We start from the raw sequence: 17,482 nt of genomic DNA, 5'->3' as shown, positions 1-17,482 counted from the left end.
CGACGCCGGCAAGAAGATCGTCGGACGCAAGCGCCATATCGCAGTCGATACGGATGGGCGGCTGTTGATGGTCAACTTGACGCCGGCCGATATCTCCGACAGCGCCGGCGCTCAGGCGATCTTGGATGGTATCCGCCAGCGCTGGCCCTGGGTGAAGCATCTGTTCGCCGACGGCGCCTATGATCGGCTAATGCTCATGGACAAGGCCGCCTATCTGGACTTCGTTCTGGTGCCATCGTCGTCGTAGCTCCTCCTTGATCTCCTGGAGCTTCGCCCGCATCCGATCCCCGGGTCTCGTCCGTTGAAGCTGGAAGAGGCCGCAACGGGATCGTAAAGGTCTCCGATTTCCCAGCCCGCGTCGCTTACGATTGACCGCCGCAAAGCGACCAAACTCAATCAGGCGGGTCTTGTCCGATGGAGCGTCAGCGTGAACTCCTCAAGCCTCGCATCGCATTGCATCGAGGAAACGACGGGCGTCCTCCTCTCGCTCGAAGCCGACCACCACATCGTCCGCATAGCTCACGATGATCATGTCGCCGGTGTTCTCGCGCTATCGCCAGCGCTTGGCCCACAGGTCGAGAACGTAGTGCAGGTAGATATTGCCAAGGAACGGCGAAATCACCGACCCTTGACCCGTTCCCCTGTCATCGACGGTCATGATCCCGTCTTCGAGGCATACCCGCCTTCAACCACTTCTGGATGAGGCGGATAATGCGTTTCTCGCCGATCCGATGTTCCAGGAAGCGGACCAGCCATGTCTGGCTGACAGCCCCAAAGAAGTTTTGGATGTCGGGGTCGATGATCCAGTTTACCTGCCGCTTGTCGATTGCTGTACACAGCGCATCCAACGCATCGTGCGGGCCTCTGCCGGGCCGAAACCCGTAGGAGAAGCCGCAGAAGTCACCTTCGTAGATGGCGTTGAGCACGATGACGGTCGCCCCTTGGACAATCTTGTCTTCCAGAGCCGCGATCGCTAGCGGCCGCCGCTTCCCGTCCGCCTTCGGTATATGTCCGGCGCGACGGTTACGGGCGATGCGCTCCCCGATGAACTCGTTTTTGCAAATCTATGAGCCGAGGCTCGAGGTCTGCCTCGTAGTCCTGCCACATCATCCCATCCACCCCGGGGGCCGGCTTGCGCCTGAGCGCGAAGAACGCCGTGCGAAATGCATCGACAGTGAGGTGGTGGAGGAGCGCGGTGAGCCAATCCTTCTTCCTTAGCCTTGCGGCTTGTACGCGATCCAGCGACTGGGTCATGCGAGCCCGGCCCTGTGTCTGGTGCATTGCGTTGCTGTTCCGCGTTGCTCTTGGTCCCCGGCCTTGGCTCCACCAACTCCGCCACCGGTTGCCCGGCTTTGTTCGTCCGCTTCACAGCTACTATGCCAGAGTCAGACTTCTCCGTGTCGTGCATCAGCGGCTAAGGGCTCCTCGCCTTTCCGCTGCGGACCAGGTTCTCAAAAGAGGCCATGGCCGACCCGGAGATCTCCCGGTTCCCGTGCAAAGAGCGTCCATGCATGCCAGGGTCCAAAAGATCCGCGCCGGATTGGTGGGGCACTCGCACAGCGCTCATGCTCAAACCGACCGGTTGCTCGGGCGGGGGCGGGCGGGTCTCTCGGCCAATCCCGTTGTCGAGTTCGTCGGTCGGCGGGTTTCGCGGCTCATGTGCCCGTTTGCACCGCCGAAAGCCTCCATTGTCGCCGAGAACGCCACGACTCTTCGGACCACCGGATGGGTGAGGCGGATCTGGATGGTACGGCCGATCAGCCGATGCGGAACCGAGTAGAAGGGGTTGTGATCTCGACGTGGTAATAGGATGCACCTGGCGACCTTCCATTTGACATTGTTCGAACGGTCCCGCCGGCTGGCCTCAAGGCTGCCCGCTCGATCTCCTCAATCAGTTCCCGGCGAGGTTGGCCGACATGGTGCATTGGTCGGCTTTAGCGAGCGGAAAAAAACCACGTTGATGGAGCACCGTTCTCGATGGCCGCGAGCGGGTAAGATTTATTTCCCCTCGCAATGACCATTTCACAGCCCGCGTCCGTGGCAATCCTTGCTGCCATCAACTTTGTCACCATGCCACCCGAACTATGGCGAGCGAGGGAATGACCCGCCATAGCCTCTATCTCGGGAGTAATGCACCGAACCTCTGTCACCAGACGGGCTGCGGGGTTGTCATGTGGGTTTCCCGAGAAGAGGCCATCTACGTTGGAAAGCAGAACGACAACGTCAGCGTTTACCATCTGCGCGACCCGTGCCGCTAGCCGATCATTGTCGCCAAAACAGAGCTCCGCCGTTGCGGTCGTGTCGTTCTCGTTGATAATGGGCACGGCGCCCACTTTGAGAAGTTGTTTAAGGGTTGAAGCCGCATTGAGGCGGCGATGCCGATCATCTATATCTTCGCGGGTCAATAGTATTTGCCCAACGCCAAAACCATGGCGTTTGAAACTCTGTTCATAGGCACGCATGAGTTGAACCTGACCAATAGCGGCGGCCGTTTGCTTTTCCTCAACTCGCAGAGATCTGTCCAGATGGTTGAAGTGACTTGAACCGACCGCGACAGCACCAGAGGTGACGATGATCACCTGCTGCCCGCGTGCGAAAAATCGGACCACATCCTCTATTAGCGTCTCAAGCCAAGGACCGCGTATCTCTCCGGTTTCTGGATCGCCGATCAGTGCTGAACCAATCTTCACTATCAGCCGGCGAGCCGAAACCAATCGGATCGCTGCCGTTGATTGTTGTTGCACTGGAAGTGAAGACACGTCTCCCGATCTCACCTTTCCTGAGCGTCACGGCCTTGGAGCGTATAAGGGCGCACGAGGCGCCCTTTATTTCAGATCGGCTGCCCAAGCCAGCGCTTGCTTCGTGGTCGGGGCTACACAAGCCGCCTTTCGTTATCAGAAGCGGTAGGTGACACCTGCGCCGATCAACCAGGGATCGAGCGCGGCCTTCCCCGTCAGCTTCGCGCCGTCCACCGTGACGTCGAAGTTTGGCTTGAGGAAAAGCTTCTTCACGTCCAAGTTGACGCCCCAGTGTTCATCGACCATGTAGTCGAACCCGACCTGCAGCGCGATGCCGAACGTGTTCTTAACCTTGAGATCGTCGGCGCTGCCGACATCCTGGTTATAGAATATCGTGTAGTTCACGCCGGCGCCGACATAGGGCTTGAAAGCGCCGAAGTTGGTAAAATGATACTGCAATGTGAGCGTAGGCGGCAGCAGCCAAACCGTGCCGATATTGCCCAGCCCGCCGATCGTTCTTTGGCCCTCGATGCTTGCATAGGTGGTGCCGAGTATGAGCTCGGCGGCGATGTTGTCCGTGAAGAAATAGGAGATATCAATTTCCGGTGTCACGGTGTCCGAATAGGAAAGACCGGAGCCGGGCACTGCATTGACGTAGCCCGAATCCTCAGTGATGACTCCCAACGCACGCAGGCGGACCTGCCAAGGGCTTGGGGCTTCCGTAACCCAAGCTCCTGCCTGCGGGCCGCTCGCGGCTTGCTCAAGGTCCGCGGCGACGGCCTGCTGTCCCAACACAATGAGGAATGCCGCCACTGCTACTTCCCGCGCCACGCCCATTTGCTTTTTTGCCATGATATTCTCTCCTTGCTCTTCAGAAATGACGCACTGCACTGTGAAAACTCCTGCTCGAATTGATTGAGGTTGACTGAGCGCCCCTGCTCATTTTGAGTGAGACTGAGCACCCGTTATTTGCGCCCTGCTCGCAATCATCGATCTGTGCTACTTTGTTGAAACGTTGCTCTTGCTGGTCCCGGCCACCTATCGAACGCTGTGGGCGTGCCAGCCGATCACACTGCGAAGGAAATTGGTGCCCATGGCAATGAATGCGGCCCGCTCCCGATTGTTCTTGCCGTAGCCGTGCCCGCCCGCGCCGGGCTCGTAGAAGTAAGCGGGATAGCCAAGAGCCTGCAGCTTTGCGGCCATCTTACGCGCGTGGCCCGGGTGGACGCGGTCGTCCCGCTTGGTGGTGGCGAGCAGGATCGGCGGATAGGGTTGTCCCGGCGTTGCGGCGTGATAGGCGGAGATTTCCTTTAGGAAAATCCATTCCTCCGGCTTGTCGGGATCGCCATATTCGTCAATCCAACTCGCGCCCGCCAAAAGCTTGGTGTAGCGGCCCATATCGACAAGCGGCATTTTGCAGAACAGCGCGCCGAAACGCTCAGGATAGCGGGTAAGCATATTGGCGATCAGAAGGCCGCCATTCGGAGCCGCCGTCGGCGGCAATCCGCCTCGGCAGCGTAATGCTCCTTCGCACGAGGTCGGCGGCAACGGCGGCGAAATCGTCATGGGCGAGACGCTTGCCCTCCCTGCGCCCGGCATCGTGCCAACGGGTGCCGAACTCTCCGCCGCCCCGGATGTTCGCAACCACGCACGTGCCGCCGCGTTCGAGCCACAGCTTGCCGAGCGAGGAGTTGTAGTGGGGCAGGAGCGATATGCCGTACCCGCCGTAGGCGGTGAGGTGAACCGGGGCATCCCCGTTCCCGTTCGCCGGACCGACCTGCGTGTAGGGGATCATCTCCCCATCGGTCGAGACTGCCTCGTGGCGCGTGACCACCAGCCCGAATGCGTCGAAATTCTCCGGGTTGCGCTTCAGGATTACTGGAGCGCCGAGAGGCGGCGCGGCATTGAGGTCTAATAGGAGAAGCTTCCGCGGCGTGATCGGGTCCTGAGCCGAAACGAGGACCTCTCCATTGGTCTCGTGATGTTCCGCATCGAGCGACCGAAGGTGAACAGTCCCTTCGGCGGGCACGGTGTCCAGCGCTCGGCGCGTCCATACCTGGCGGTCGGGGGTGAACATCTCGAAACGTGGATCGAGGTTGACGAGGTAGGAGATAATGAGCTTCCCGTTATTCCAGAAGAATGACTGCAGGGAGCGCCTGTCGCCTGGTTCAAAGAGGATGGCAAAACTGCGCTCGCCGGCAATGAAGGAGGGAAGCGAGATGCCGATCAGCGCGTCCCCGGCATGGGTCATCCCTCCCACTGTCCATGGCTTGCGCGGCTTTACCGCCAGCCAGTCGCCGAAGCCGCTCCACGAGGCGTCCCGAGGAAGGTCGATCCGCATCTTCGGCCCGCTCCTGTCACCGATTCGGCCGATCTTCTCAAAGAAGGTCGACTGCTCGATGAACCAGACGCGCTCGCTCTCGGCGGTGCGGTCCAGATGGCCGGACACGCCGAGGGATTCGGAACCGGTCTCGAAGATTACCGGCGCGGTGAGCGGATCCGCGCCACGCTTCCATAGCCGCACGGTGCGCGCGTAGCCGGAGCGGGTGGCCATGCCAACACCAAGCGCACTAGAAAGCAGAAGCGTGTCAGGGTCGAGCCAATTAACCCCGCCCTTGGCCTCCGCGAGGTTGAAACCGTCGGCGACGAAGCTAAGAGACCCCAGATCGAATTCGCGATGCACGACCGCGTCGCTGCCGCCGCGCGACAGGCGCAGAACGGCTCTTTCCCGTCTCTCCGGCTCAAGGGATGCGCCGCGCCAGATCCAGTCCTCTCCGTCGCTAGCGGCGAGGGCGTCCAGATCGAGCAGTAGCTCCCACTGGGGATCAACTTTCATGTAGGCGGCAAGGGTGGTCCGGCGCCACAGTCCGCGCGGATTTCCGGCATCTTTCCAGAAATTGTAGAGATACTGGCCGCGGCGCCTGCTCAAGGGGATCTTGTCAGGACGATCGAAAATCGCTGTCAGGGCGTCGTGGTCCCGCTCGAATTGCGTTCCACCGAAGTGCTCCAGGGTCCGGGCCGACTGGCTGGCGGCCCAGTCAAGTGCCGGTTCGCCTTCTACATCTTCGAGCCAAACATAGGGATCATCGTCGGGAGCATTCAGCGTTGGGCGGAAATCGAATGCGGTCATCCCCGGCTAACCCGAAGAGTGATGTCGCCTGGAAAACAGGCGCAAAGTCTTCCATCGGCCCGGCAAAGCTCAGTTTTCGTGGCTGCGACCGCATGTTCGTTGCGCATGATCATGGGATGATTTCTCCTCTGTCCGTGCCGCAGCGCGTTTTGCGGACTGCGTTGCACGTGTCGTGCCAAACGAGAAAATCATTTCACAACAATGACATGGCTCTGATTGCGGTGTGTCTCATGTCCGACTTTGTCGAAGATCCGACAACGAATGCAGCCGTGACCGCCTGATAGAACCTCCCGTGCCAGCTCGGTGGGCACTGCGGAACAAGCAGTGAAGCTCACCGCGAAACTGGCCGAGCTTCGGATCGACATCGGCGACGGGGCGATCGACGATCCTTACGTCGCCGGTGTCGGGCGCGGCACAGCCTGAGGAGCTCCGCGGCGGCGATCATCGAATAACTGCGTTTACGCTGGCTCCATCCTGGCCCACCGGTGGGCGCGCAAAAGACCGCTTTGCCGCCTCATCTCTCCGCCTGGATTGAGTCGCAGCGACCGAATGGCGCACGTGCTTTTGGAACCGGCAGAGTGGTCATAACGCAATTGGCTTCCGGCTATATTTCCAGAGATTCGACAATCCAGTTGGTGAAGGCCCATATCGCGCAATCATTGATGCGCTTAGGTCTGGGCATGCGCCCATCCGCCAACCATCTCATCAAGAGCATCCAACACCAACACAGAGAATTGCTTCCCCATGAGAGAGGCCTCGCGGCGGACGTGAGATTGCGTCACTCTTCCATGATCGCGGCCTCCGAGGATGTCGGGATCGAGCCAGTGCAACGGCACGATAGGGCGAAGGATCTGGCAGCTCTTGCAACTGCCGACCTCGATGAACAAGGCATATCGCGATCTGTCCGGCAGAGACACAAGGTTCTGCACTGTTCGTTCATGAAGACGTCGTGCTGGTCTCCATAAGAAAAGTATTTTGGTGCAGAAGGTGCCCGGTTAGCTATTCGGAAAAAGGTGCAAATCGGGCGCCGCCGTGAGGCGTCCCCCTCAATGTCGGATTTCCGACAGGATCGCAAATCCGCCAACCCATTGTTTAACAAAATTTTCCTTCTCTGGCACGGCCCGTGCATGGGACTCTGCGAACGCATCAGCGAGACGTCCTCCATGATCATGCGCACCGAAAATGCCTTCGCCGCAGTGAAGACCGCGCTCTCGCCTGCCATCAAGCCGCCGAAAGGCCGGCGCGCCATGTTTAAGGCGGGCGATTGCGCCGGCTTCAAACACCTGAATGGGCTTGGAAAGCGTCTCGCGTGATGGCGACGCGGGCATCCAGACGGGCGGAAAGGACATAAGTTGTTGCCCCACGTAGCCGGTATGACCCGTCGATTGTCACCGCGCTGGAACGCTCGGGTGTACATTCGACAACCCGGACGCGCAGGACAATTCTCGCAAATCCGGTCGGCACCGGGGCTCGAAAACGCCCGCGAGGGGGAGCCCAATCGCTGTGGCCGATATTCGCCGCGAACAAGCCGCCGAGTCGGAAAAATCTATAGGAGCAAAGCAAGTGGAGTTATCTTGCGTTGGAGTCGGTGCTGGGCCGTCTAATTTGAGTCTTGCGTGTCAGATACACGAGCAAATTGGGCGAGGGGCGCTGTTCCTGGATCGGCAAGTCGACTTCCGTTGGCATCCCGGCATCGCTTTCGATTCCTCAGAGCTCCAGGTGAGCCACTTTAAGGATCTGGTCACCCTAGTGAATCCGCGATCAGCCTACACTTTCGTAAACTACCTGTACGAGAACGGGCGTTTGTACCACTTCCTGAACGCACAGTTCGAGGCTGTGTTCAGAGCTGAGTTTGAGCAGTACCTGAACTGGGCCTTCCACAGGAACCCACTTGTCCATGGCGGCGAGACCGTGCACGAAATCCGCTTTGACGGCGCGTTTCGGGTGCGGACCGATAACGCGGTTCTCGGCGCCAGAAACGTCGTGATTGGCATTGGCAAGCAGGCGCAAATCCCGCCTCAGTTTCAGGGCTGGATTGGACGCAACCTGTTCCACTCATCTGTTTTACTGCACATCCACCCTGAGGTGCGGAGAAAGCATGTCTGCGTGGTCGGCGGAGGCCAGTCGGGAGCCGAGGTGATGTTGCATCTTGTCGGCCTGCCGAAAGAACGGCGGCCTGCCTCGATCACTTGGGTCTCGCAGCGCGAAAACTATCTGCCTCTGGACAACAGCCCGTTCACAAACGAGTTGTTCATGCCCTGCTTTTCGGATCGTTTCGCGGTGATGAGCGAGTCGCAGCGTAAGCTGCTCCTGCGGCGTTTCGTGCTTGCCTCGGACGGCATTTCGGAAAGCACGTTGCGCGCGATCTATCAGGCGCTGTACCGCCACGCATTTTTCGAGCCAAACCGATCCGACATCACACTGCGGCCGGGCTGCACCGTCTCGCACTGCATCAACGCCGGCGCGGGTCACAGGCTGACCCTGCAGCACGGCATGGTCGAGGTCGAAGAAGTCACGGCTGACATCGTCATCCTGGCCACCGGTTACGAGAACGCGGTGCCAGACTTCTTGAAACCCATCGCGCACCGGCTGGAGCAGATCGACAATGAATTAGCTATTCGCGAGGATTTTTCGGTGAGCTGGGACGGACCGCGTGACAGACGCATCTTCGTACAAAACGCGAGCCTCGGGCAGCGCGGCCTGGCCGATCCGAACCTAAGCCTGCTGGCCTGGCGCGCGCGCCGCATCCTCGATAGCCTTCTTGGGCGCGCGCCATGCGCGAACCCCGAGCATCCTGGCTTCATCAGCCATACCTCGATCGAGAGCTGGCCCGCCCCCGCAGCCGAAGAAATGGGCAGCGGGATATGACTCACAGACTTTTGATCATCGGCGGTGGCATCCTAGGAATGATGTCCGCCTCCGCTGCGGCGAAGGCCGGAGGCTTCTCCGAAATCATCGTGACCGAACAAGCCCTTGGACCAAGCGGCGCATCGCATTATTCTGGGGGCGTGCATTTCCCCTACGGTTGTCAAGACCGTACCAGGTCGCTCACTCGAAAGAGCGCCGTGGTCTTGGCGGCCATGGCTGGGTCGGCGGTCAGCGGATGGTGCCGGCCTTTAGCGATGCGTGTCTTGGCTGGACCGGGTGAAGCGATTGATCTGGCCCAGTTTACGGAACCCCTGGACCCGGCTGAGCCTGACATAGGCAGTCTCGCGCCGAGCTTCTGCGGACAATATCCGCCGGAGCGGAACGCACTTAGCATCGCCGTCCCACATGACGTGAGTCCGTCTCCGTGGACCCGCAACTTGACCAGCGCCCGACTGCCCTAATTGGGATGTCCGACCAACCAGTCTTTCCAACAGGAGGCTTTTCGCATGTTGACTGATGCACAAAGAGAAAAGTGGCAGAAAGACGGATACGTCAGGCTCGAAAGCTTCTTCGCTCCAGCGGCTCAGGAAGATATCTCTACTTTTGTCGAAGATATGTCACGCTGGGATGTCAGCGATGATAAATGGCTCATGTGGTTCGAGAAGACGACGGACAATCGAAAGATCATCTCCAAGATCGAGAATTTTCTCGACTTCCATGATCCATTGCGTCGTTTGCTCTTAGAAGATCAGCGCATAAAGTCAGCGGTCGGGGATTTGCTTGGCGAAGATTCGCGCAGGCTCAAGGAGTTGCTGATTTTCCACTACCCCGACAGCGGCGGCTATCTCCCGCATCAGGACATTTATCACATTCCACACAAACTCCCCGACCGGATGGTCCATGCGGTGGTTGCCATAGGCATCGACGACGCCGACCCGGAAAACGGCGGGCTTTTCTTCAGCCCCGGCAACCACAAGAAGGGGGTGTTTCCCATGGATGCCCGTGGGGTGATCGATCCTCAAGTCGCCGAAATGTTCTCTTGGGAACCCGCGGTATGGAAGGCTGGGGACATCTTCATCTTCGACGATTACGCACCGCACTACTCACGACCGAACAAAAGCAATCGTTCTCGGCGGACACTCTACTTGGTGTTCCAGCGTGCTTCAACCGGTGGACCGACCCGCGCTGAATATAACGTGCTTAAGCGCGCCCTTAACCCGCCCGAGGGCAAAGTGGCCGATCTCGACAAACTCAAGCCCCCAAATGGCATCTTCTATCGCGATTGAGCTCACGCAGCCAGGCGGAGGCATGCACACGAAACTGATCGACCGCTCAAAATGCGGGAGAGGATGGCGTTCTGATTTGCGGCTCGCGGAGCATCGACCGCAGCCTGTTAAGACGCTTCGGCACGTGGATTGTGGAGGTTGCCGCAAGGGGATCTTCTGTGGCGCCTACAGCCCGACTAGTGCCCCCCTGGTCGCCCGCTTGGCGACCAGAGCTGCACTATCCTGGCCGGGGCCGCCAACGGGTCTGGCTACCGTTTCTCTCCACGAATTCACGGGAGGCTGTTGGTTGGCAGCCGAACGTCCCACTGCTTCAACAGCTTAGGTTCCTTGTCATGCGCAAATACACGTTTTCTCGAACGGAGCTGTCGCGGGCGTTCGGTATCGACATGGCCACGCTTGGAACGGGAAGCCCTCGCACGGGGTTTTCATTCGGAAAGGTTGGACCCGGCGTCACATCCGAGCCCCATCGGCACGACGAAATCGAGGCCTTCGTGATCCTGTCAGGATCGGGCAAGGTCAGGACCGACCTTGGGGAAACCTCGGTCGAGGCGGGCGATGTCGTTCTGTTCCACCCTTTTGAAGCGCATGTGCTGCGCAACGACGGAAACGAAGACCTAGATTTCGTCGATGTCTACTGGCGAGACGGCGAGGCCGCCCTTGATGCCGCTGCAAAGACCACGGCTCCACGCGGGCCGATCTTCGTCTTCTCCACGCCGCCAACGCCAAATGGCGATCTGCATCTGGGGCATCTTTCTGGCCCCTATTTCGGCGCCGACGTCTATACTCGTTTCCTGCGCATGAAAGGATTCGAAGCATATCACCTCACTGGAAGCGATGACAACCAGAGCTACGTCACGACACGCGCCGATGCCGATCAATCGACGCCTGCAAACGTGGCGCGCTATTACGCCAACGAGATTCGCGCCACGCTTGCACTTCTCGATTGTGACGTCCACAGCTTCCAACCCACAATGGGCGATGACGGTTACGGCGAGTTTCAAGCCGCGTGTTTCCGCAGTCTTCTGAGCAGCACGGCGGTAGATCTGCGCCAGAGCCCTGCGCTTTTCGATGCTGTGACAGGCCACTATCTTTACGAGCCGGATGTTAGCGGCCTCTGCCCCGATTGCGGCGGCTCCGCCAGTGGCAACATCTGCGAGGAATGCGGCGCCCCAAACCTTTGCCACGACTTGGGTGCAGCCCGGTCACGGCAGTCTGCCGAGGCGCCGCTGGTCGGCTCCGTCCGCCGCCCGGAACTTGCCTTGGACCGATGCTACGACAATATCGACCGGCATCTAAGGGCGTCGGGCGTCCCGCTACGGATCTTGGATCTCTTCGCGCGCCTACGCCGACGCGGCAACTTTTCAGTGCCCATTACCCACCCCTCGGACTGGGGCCTGCCGGCCGAAGGGTTCCCGGGGCAAGTGATCTGGGTCTGGCCGGAAATGGCCTTCGGTTTTCTTTACAACATCCAGGCGCTCGGCCGCTTGCTGGGTCGCGACTGGAAGGCGGCCATGCCCGGCAACGACTGGCAGATTGTCCATTTCTTCGGCTTCGACAATTCGTTCTACCACGCGCTACTCTACCCCGCTCTTTACGCCGAGGTCTTCTCCCACTGGACGCCACGCATCCACTATCACGTCAACGAGTTCTACCTGCTCGACGGCAAGAAGTTCTCAACCAGCTGCCGCCATGCGGTCTGGGGCAAGGAGGTTCTGAGCCCAAAGACAGTCGACGTCGTGCGCCTCCATTTGGGCCTGACACGCCCGGAAGGTGAGCGGACGGATTTCACGCTGGACGCGCTGCGCCGCACCGAGAACGAGGTGTTCCGAGGGATTTGGCTGAACTGGCTTGATGCGTTGAACCAGGAAATCAAGCAGGATTTTGCCGGCCGTGTACCCGATGCAGGCGACTGGAGCCCGGTCGACCGCGCCTTCTTTGCTCGGATAGAGATCTATCGCGCGACGATGGAGCGCGCCTATTCGGACGAAGGCTTCTCGGTCCGGCGCGCGGCCGCTCAGGTCTGCGATTTCGTGCGCGATTGCGTGATCTACCGTCGGGCGCGAGACTATGCGGCGGCGCGACGTTTCTATCCCGCCCGCAATCGGACTTCGCTAGCCCTTCAGACGACGGCCGCTGCGATCCTGGCACCGACACTCGCTCCGCTGATGCCCCGATTCGCCAGAACGCTGGCGCGAGGCATCGATGGCGTCTCAACCGAAACATGGCCCCGGTCCGTCCAGCGCCTTGCGCCCGGGACGCGCTTTGATCTCGGACCCGTGTTGGTGTTCTACGCCAAATCCGGCAATCCTCATCTCGATGAGGAGGAAGCACTATGAGCCCAAAGGTGCACCAGTGAGCTATCCCAATCTCGACCAGATCTGCGCAGCAATCAAAGCCGATGATGCCAAATATCTTTACTCGCTGTCACTGGCGACCGAAGCCGCTATCAGACGGTAGAGACCAGATTGGCGGACCTGAATCAACGCATCGTCGACACCCTGGCCCGCGCCTTCGAGGATCGCTCGGCCGATCGCTTCCCAAGCCCTTGCTGTTTCGTGCCGCAAATGCCGTGTGGGCTCGACTGCGCTGACCAACCTCTTCGGCATCGCGGGATTTCCGTCCTCCAGCCGGTCAAGACTGTCATGCGGTTCGAGGCGTTTGGTCAACCTGGCGCGCCCTGGATCGTGCGCCGATCACCGGAAATGTCGAATGCGAATGCCTGCCTGATGGTATCTTCGATTCTGTCCGAGCCTGTACTGGCGCGGCAGTCGGCCGAAGAACAACTGAGCTACTGACAATCGGAAGGTAGCAGGTTAACAATTCTGCCCCAGAAACCGGATATTGCGCACAACCAGCGTTCACGATCGCGATGGTGCACAAGCTTCCAACCAGACCCGCGCAACGACAGCCCGTCGCCTGAAGATAGTCGGCGAGGGCCGCCAAATCCCTCGCAAGCGTATCCTCCGTCACATGCACGCCGTCTTCGCCGACAATGCAGACGCTTGTCTCGTCGAGAGATAAGTCCAGCCAGGGTGCTCCTTCAGGATTGCGTGTTTGCTCGGGTACGGAGCCGCCCCTTATTTCCCAATCGAGGAGCGATCCTACAATTCACATATTTGGAGATCGCTCGCTAGGTTACCCGGTCTGTGAACCCTGCAAGCCGAAAATTCAGATGCCGCCCATGCAGAGATATTTCATTTCGAGGTAGTCCTCGAGGCCATGGCGGGATCCCTCCCGCCCGATGCCGGACTGTTTTATCCCACCGAACGGCGCCGCTTCTGAAGACATCCGGCCGGTATTTACCCCGACCATTCCATATTCCAAGGCCTCGGCCACACGCCAGACACGCTTCAGGTTGGAGGCATAAAAGTAGGCCGCGAGGCCGTAGATCGTGTCGTTGGCCTCACGCACGACCTGATCCGCATCTTTGAAGCGAATAATCGGTGCCAGCGGCCCGAATGTCTCTTCTTGCGCGACGGTCATCTCGCTGGAGACACCGGTCAGGACTGTCGGTTGGAAAAACGTGCCATTCGTGCCGATGCGTTTGCCCCCGCATCGAATTGCGCCGCCTTTGGCGACGGCATCGGCAATATGGGATTCGATCTTGGCCAAAGCGTGCTTGTCGATGAGCGGTCCAATGTCCACTCCGGGAGCGAAACCGTCACCAATTTGAAGTTGGCGAGCCCGTTGCACGAATTTCTCGACGAACTCGTCGTGAACGCCCGACTGGACGTAAAGGCGGTTCGCCGAAACGCAGGTCTGGCCGGCATTGCGGAACTTCGCCTGGATCGCACCCTCAACCGCGGCATCGACATCGGCATCATCGAAGACGATGAAAGGTGCATTGCCGCCGAGCTCAAGGCTGACTTTTTTGATCTGGTCCGAGCACTGGCGCATGAGAAGGCGCCCGATCTCAGTCGACCCGGTGAAGCTGATCTTGCGGACCTTGGGATTGGTACAAAGTTCACGGCCGACCGCGTCACCTTCGGACGCATAGATCAGGTTGACGACGCCTTCGGGAAAGCCAGCCTGATGGGCGAGGGCGAACATTGCTCCCGCCACGAGCGGCGTCTGTTCAGCGGGCTTGAGGACGATCGTGCAGCCCGCCGCCAAGGCTGGCGAGATTTTGCGCGCCACCATCGAGGCCGGGAAATTCCATGGCGTTATCGTGCCAACAACTCCGATGGGCTGCTTGATTACCAGCATTCGGCGGTCCATCGATGGTGCGGAGATCGTCTCGCCATAGACGCGATTGGCCTCCTCGGCGTACCATTGCAGATACGCCGCAGCATGCGATATCTCCGACTTGGCTTCTGCAAGCGGCTTGCCCATCTCCGCGGTGAGAATCTCGGCGAGATCGTCGGCGTGGTCGATGATCAACTGATGCCATCGCCATAGAACGTTGCTGCGCTCACGTGCGGTCAACCCTGCCCATCCAGGCTGAGCGACATAGGCCTTGTCGATCGCAGCGCATGTCTCCTCGACACCCATGTCGGGTAGTTCTGCCAGCACTTCGCCAGTCGACGGGTTGAGGACCTCGAATGTCCGCTCGCTAGTCCGCGTGCCAAGTGCCGGCAGGCGATCAATGGGTCCAAACAGGTCAGGGGATCTCAGGTGACGGATCATCGGCAGGCACAGGGGCAATACCGGATTCCTCCTCAACGCAGCAGGTATATATAGCAGGTGCGGTGTGTACTCCGCGACGTCCGGGTTCCTTATAGGGCCTCGGCCAGACAGCTGGTAGACCACGGTACCAACTGGAAAGGGAGGATACCTGAATACGCTAGAAGATGCCTCGCGGTTCTACTAGTCGAACGATTGAACAACGGACATCGGCTTCGCCAGCCGCGCGGAGTGGATGCTGGTGGCCTGCGCCTACAACCTGCGGACCACGAATCGGCGACTCTATCCACTCGAAGAGAGGCTGGCCTGAGGAGGAGCGCACCCCAATAATGACGCCTCAACCGGCAAATGCCTGGCAAGGCCCGCGAAAACCGCTCCTCGGGGCTTTAACAGGTCCCGTTTACCGGGCGAGCGCCCGCAAGATGAGAAAGAGGATGGAGAGGAACAGGGTGGCGAAGGCGCGCCGAGGGAAGACCCGCCGGCGCATTTGCATGGGGATGGAGCTCGTGATCAATTCCCCGCCTGTTGCTGCGGCAAAAGATAGCCTGTCGTCGAATGGTCGAGCACCAGATAACGGGCGGCGACCGCCTTGACCTCGTCGGTGGTGACCTTGCGGACGCGGTCCGGCCTCTCGAGCACGTCCTTCACATTGCCACCGGTGGTGAGCGTCTTGCCATAAATGTTGGCGATGTGGTCCAGCTCGTCGTGCGCAAAAATCACCGAGCGGATATAGCGGTCTTTGGCCTTGTCCAGCTCGTCGCTGGTGACGCCATCCTTGGCGATCCGGGCGACTTCGGCAACGGCCGCCGCTTCGAGATCGACGAGCTTTGCATCGCCGCCCGGCGAGCCGGAGATGGTGAAATTGGTGTCGTCTAGCATGGTGCCCTGGAAGGAGGCGCCGGCCGCCGAGGCTATGCCTTGCTTGACGACAAGCTCCTGATATAGCCGGCTGCGGTTACCGCCGCCGAGGATCTCGGCCAGCAGGTCGAGCGCCTCGGCCTCGCCGGGCTCTGCCGTATGATAGGACGGCACCACCCATTGAGTGGAAAAGCTCGGCACCGAAACGCGCGCATCGGTCAGCGTCACTGTGCGCCTGGTGTTCTGCTCCGGCTCGACCGGACGGTTGCGCGGGGGCAGGTCCGGCCCGCGCACAACCTTGCCATAGGTCTTCTCGGCCAGCGCCTTCACCGTCTCAGGCTCTACGTCGCCGGCCACCACCAGCACGGCGTTGTTCGGTCGGTAGTATTTGTTGTAGATGGTGAATGCGTCGGTGCCGTTCAGCTTCTCCATCTCCTGCATCCAGCCGATGACCGGAATGCGGTAGGGCTGGTTCTGCCGCAACGTCGCGTTGACCTCCTCGTCCAGCAGAGCATGCGGGTTCGTCTCTCTGTGCCAACGGCGCTCCTCCAGGATCACGTCGCGCTCGGTCTTGATATCATCGTCGTTGAGGATGAGGTTGAACATGCGATCGGCCTCGAAGCCCATCATCTCACCCAACGCCGAGGGCGCCACCGTCTCGAGGAAGGTGGTGTAGTCATAGGCGGTGAAGGCGTTATTGTAGCCGCCGATGGCCGAGACGGCTCGGTCGAACTCGCCGGCGGCGTGGTTGGTCGTCGCCTTGAACATCAGATGCTTGAGGAAATGGGCAAGGCCGGATTTGCCGGGTGGCTCGTCGGCGCTGCCGATCTTGTACCAGACCATATGAGTGACGATCGGCGCGCGGTGATCGGGGATGACGACCACTTCCATGCCGTTGTCGAGCAGAAAATCCGTCACCTTGCCGCCGTCGCTGGCGGCCAGAGCCGGAGAGGTCGTCACTAGGGCCAGCGCGGTGGCAATGAACGCCTTGCGCAGCCAGGTGGACGATCGATGGCTCCGGTTGTGGTGGCTGGTCGAAAGGCAAGGTTCGAGGCAAAGTGATTTGTTCCTCATTTTGATGAAGGCGCTGCGTCCCCGTCTCCCCGCGTGGGAGGATCGGCGGGCAGCGCCGAGCCAGATGAATAAGTTCTTCATGGGGCCAGGCCTTACTCGAGCCTCATCTTTGGATGGAACCAGGAGACTTGCGGCGGTATTTCTTGGTGAGGTGATCATGGGACGGATTCTCCTTGGTCCGCGACGCCTTGCGGATGACCAAGCATGCACCGTGCCAGATCAGAAAACCGTTCGAGGCAGTGGACAAATCGGGCTCTGCCATGTTGCGCATCCGACATTGTCGGACATCAGACAGGGCCGAACGCGACGCGCGCGCGGCTGAGAATATCTTCTTCGTTCGGAAGACGATTAGGCGCGCTGCCGGGGAGGGGTATAGGATGCGCTTCGAATGGCCGCTGCACTGACGGTGAGAATGGAGATGTTGGTCGCCCCAGCGGAACCCTGTCCTCGACAGCTCGATGCTGAAGGGCAGAGGCGTGAGCAGCCCAGCCAACTCGAGCGCGAAGCCTGCTCGCGCGCTAGGACGGATCTGATCCAAAAATCGGCGAGTTGGGCGATATCCGCGAGGCGACGGAAAACGAAGATCGTAAGAGTCGGGCGGGAAAAAACGATGCGGTTGCGCGCTTCTGGCGTAATGCGCCTGCCGCGAGGCCGTTGAGCCTGATGAGTTGCTGCGGGAAAGGGGAGTGTTTGCGCGGGACCTTGGTCAAACGTGAGAAACAACCGTCGAGCTCGCCGTGGATAGGGGGCATGCAGGCACGTTTGTCGCTGGAGGACAGCAGCACGGAAGCTGTCCGCGCTTGCCGTCGTCGCTGGGTACCAAACAGAAGAATTTGGCGGTCGCGATCGAATTCATCTGCGTAAATACCGCCTGGCTGTGCTCGGTTTGCCGGCGAACAGATTTT

Annotated in this window: 11 protein-coding genes and 2 pseudogenes; 7 read left to right on the top strand and 6 right to left on the bottom strand. The window is 60.0% G+C overall.

The window, feature by feature from the left end:
• A pseudogene (locus tag NKH89_RS33890) lies at positions 1–229 on the top strand (transposase); the annotation flags it as partial.
• 415 nt (positions 230–644) lie between these two features.
• On the opposite strand, the gene NKH89_RS33885 reads toward NKH89_RS33890, so the two are convergent.
• The 4 genes and pseudogenes from NKH89_RS33885 to NKH89_RS33870 form a co-directional block, all read right to left on the bottom strand.
• Complete coding sequence (locus NKH89_RS33885; protein WP_352911632.1) at positions 645–950, bottom strand: RNA-dependent RNA polymerase family protein; 306 nt, start codon at positions 948–950, stop codon at positions 645–647.
• A 984-nt stretch (positions 951–1,934) separates the two neighbouring features.
• Entirely contained in the window at positions 1,935–2,759 is an 825-nt protein-coding gene (gene proB / locus NKH89_RS33880; RefSeq protein WP_352911624.1) for a glutamate 5-kinase, read from the bottom strand.
• A 135-nt stretch (positions 2,760–2,894) separates the two neighbouring features.
• Positions 2,895–3,575: an OmpW/AlkL family protein gene (locus NKH89_RS33875; protein ID WP_352911630.1), complete on the bottom strand. Its 681-nt coding sequence runs from the start codon at positions 3,573–3,575 to the stop codon at positions 2,895–2,897.
• Between the two features lie 201 nt (positions 3,576–3,776).
• Positions 3,777–5,868: pseudogene (locus tag NKH89_RS33870) on the bottom strand (prolyl oligopeptidase family serine peptidase).
• Between NKH89_RS33870 and NKH89_RS33865 the strand changes: the two are divergent.
• From NKH89_RS33865 to NKH89_RS33840, 6 genes are all read left to right on the top strand, one after another.
• On the top strand, positions 5,859–6,149 hold the full coding sequence (locus NKH89_RS33865; protein WP_352911622.1) for a hypothetical protein: 291 nt from the start codon (positions 5,859–5,861) through the stop codon (positions 6,147–6,149). The pseudogene NKH89_RS33870 and the gene NKH89_RS33865 overlap by 10 nt on opposite strands.
• Before the next feature lie 768 nt (positions 6,150–6,917).
• Positions 6,918–7,181: a hypothetical protein gene (locus tag NKH89_RS33860; RefSeq protein ID WP_352911620.1), complete on the top strand. Its 264-nt coding sequence runs from the start codon at positions 6,918–6,920 to the stop codon at positions 7,179–7,181.
• Between the two features lie 190 nt (positions 7,182–7,371).
• A complete protein-coding gene (locus NKH89_RS33855; protein WP_352911618.1) occupies positions 7,372–8,736 on the top strand; it encodes a lysine N(6)-hydroxylase/L-ornithine N(5)-oxygenase family protein in 1,365 nt (454 codons plus the stop codon).
• 506 nt (positions 8,737–9,242) lie between these two features.
• Positions 9,243–10,022 (top strand): phytanoyl-CoA dioxygenase family protein, encoded by a 780-nt coding sequence (locus tag NKH89_RS33850; protein ID WP_352911615.1) that lies wholly within the window; start codon positions 9,243–9,245, stop codon positions 10,020–10,022.
• A 332-nt stretch (positions 10,023–10,354) separates the two neighbouring features.
• Complete coding sequence (locus NKH89_RS33845; protein ID WP_352911613.1) at positions 10,355–12,358, top strand: class I tRNA ligase family protein; 2,004 nt, start codon at positions 10,355–10,357, stop codon at positions 12,356–12,358.
• 129 nt (positions 12,359–12,487) lie between these two features.
• The gene (locus NKH89_RS33840; RefSeq protein WP_352911610.1) at positions 12,488–12,817 is read left to right on the top strand and encodes a hypothetical protein; all 330 of its coding nucleotides are present in this window, start codon (positions 12,488–12,490) and stop codon (positions 12,815–12,817) included.
• Positions 12,818–13,190: 373 nt separating this feature from the next.
• Here the strand turns inward: NKH89_RS33840 and NKH89_RS33835 are convergent, their stop codons facing one another.
• Positions 13,191–14,648 carry an NAD-dependent succinate-semialdehyde dehydrogenase gene (locus tag NKH89_RS33835; protein ID WP_502896982.1) on the bottom strand — a complete coding sequence of 486 codons (1,458 nt, stop codon included), beginning with the start codon at positions 14,646–14,648 and terminating at the stop codon, positions 13,191–13,193.
• Between the two features lie 507 nt (positions 14,649–15,155).
• Positions 15,156–16,577 (bottom strand): M16 family metallopeptidase, encoded by a 1,422-nt coding sequence (locus NKH89_RS33830; protein WP_352911604.1) that lies wholly within the window; start codon positions 16,575–16,577, stop codon positions 15,156–15,158.
• Between the last annotated feature and the right edge of the window lie 905 nt (positions 16,578–17,482).

This window comes from Mesorhizobium sp. M0923 (genome assembly GCF_040319365.1).
Classification (GTDB): Bacteria; Pseudomonadota; Alphaproteobacteria; order Rhizobiales; family Rhizobiaceae; genus Mesorhizobium.
Note: the sequence above shows the minus strand (reverse complement) of the source record. Positions and strands in the feature narration are given on the sequence as shown.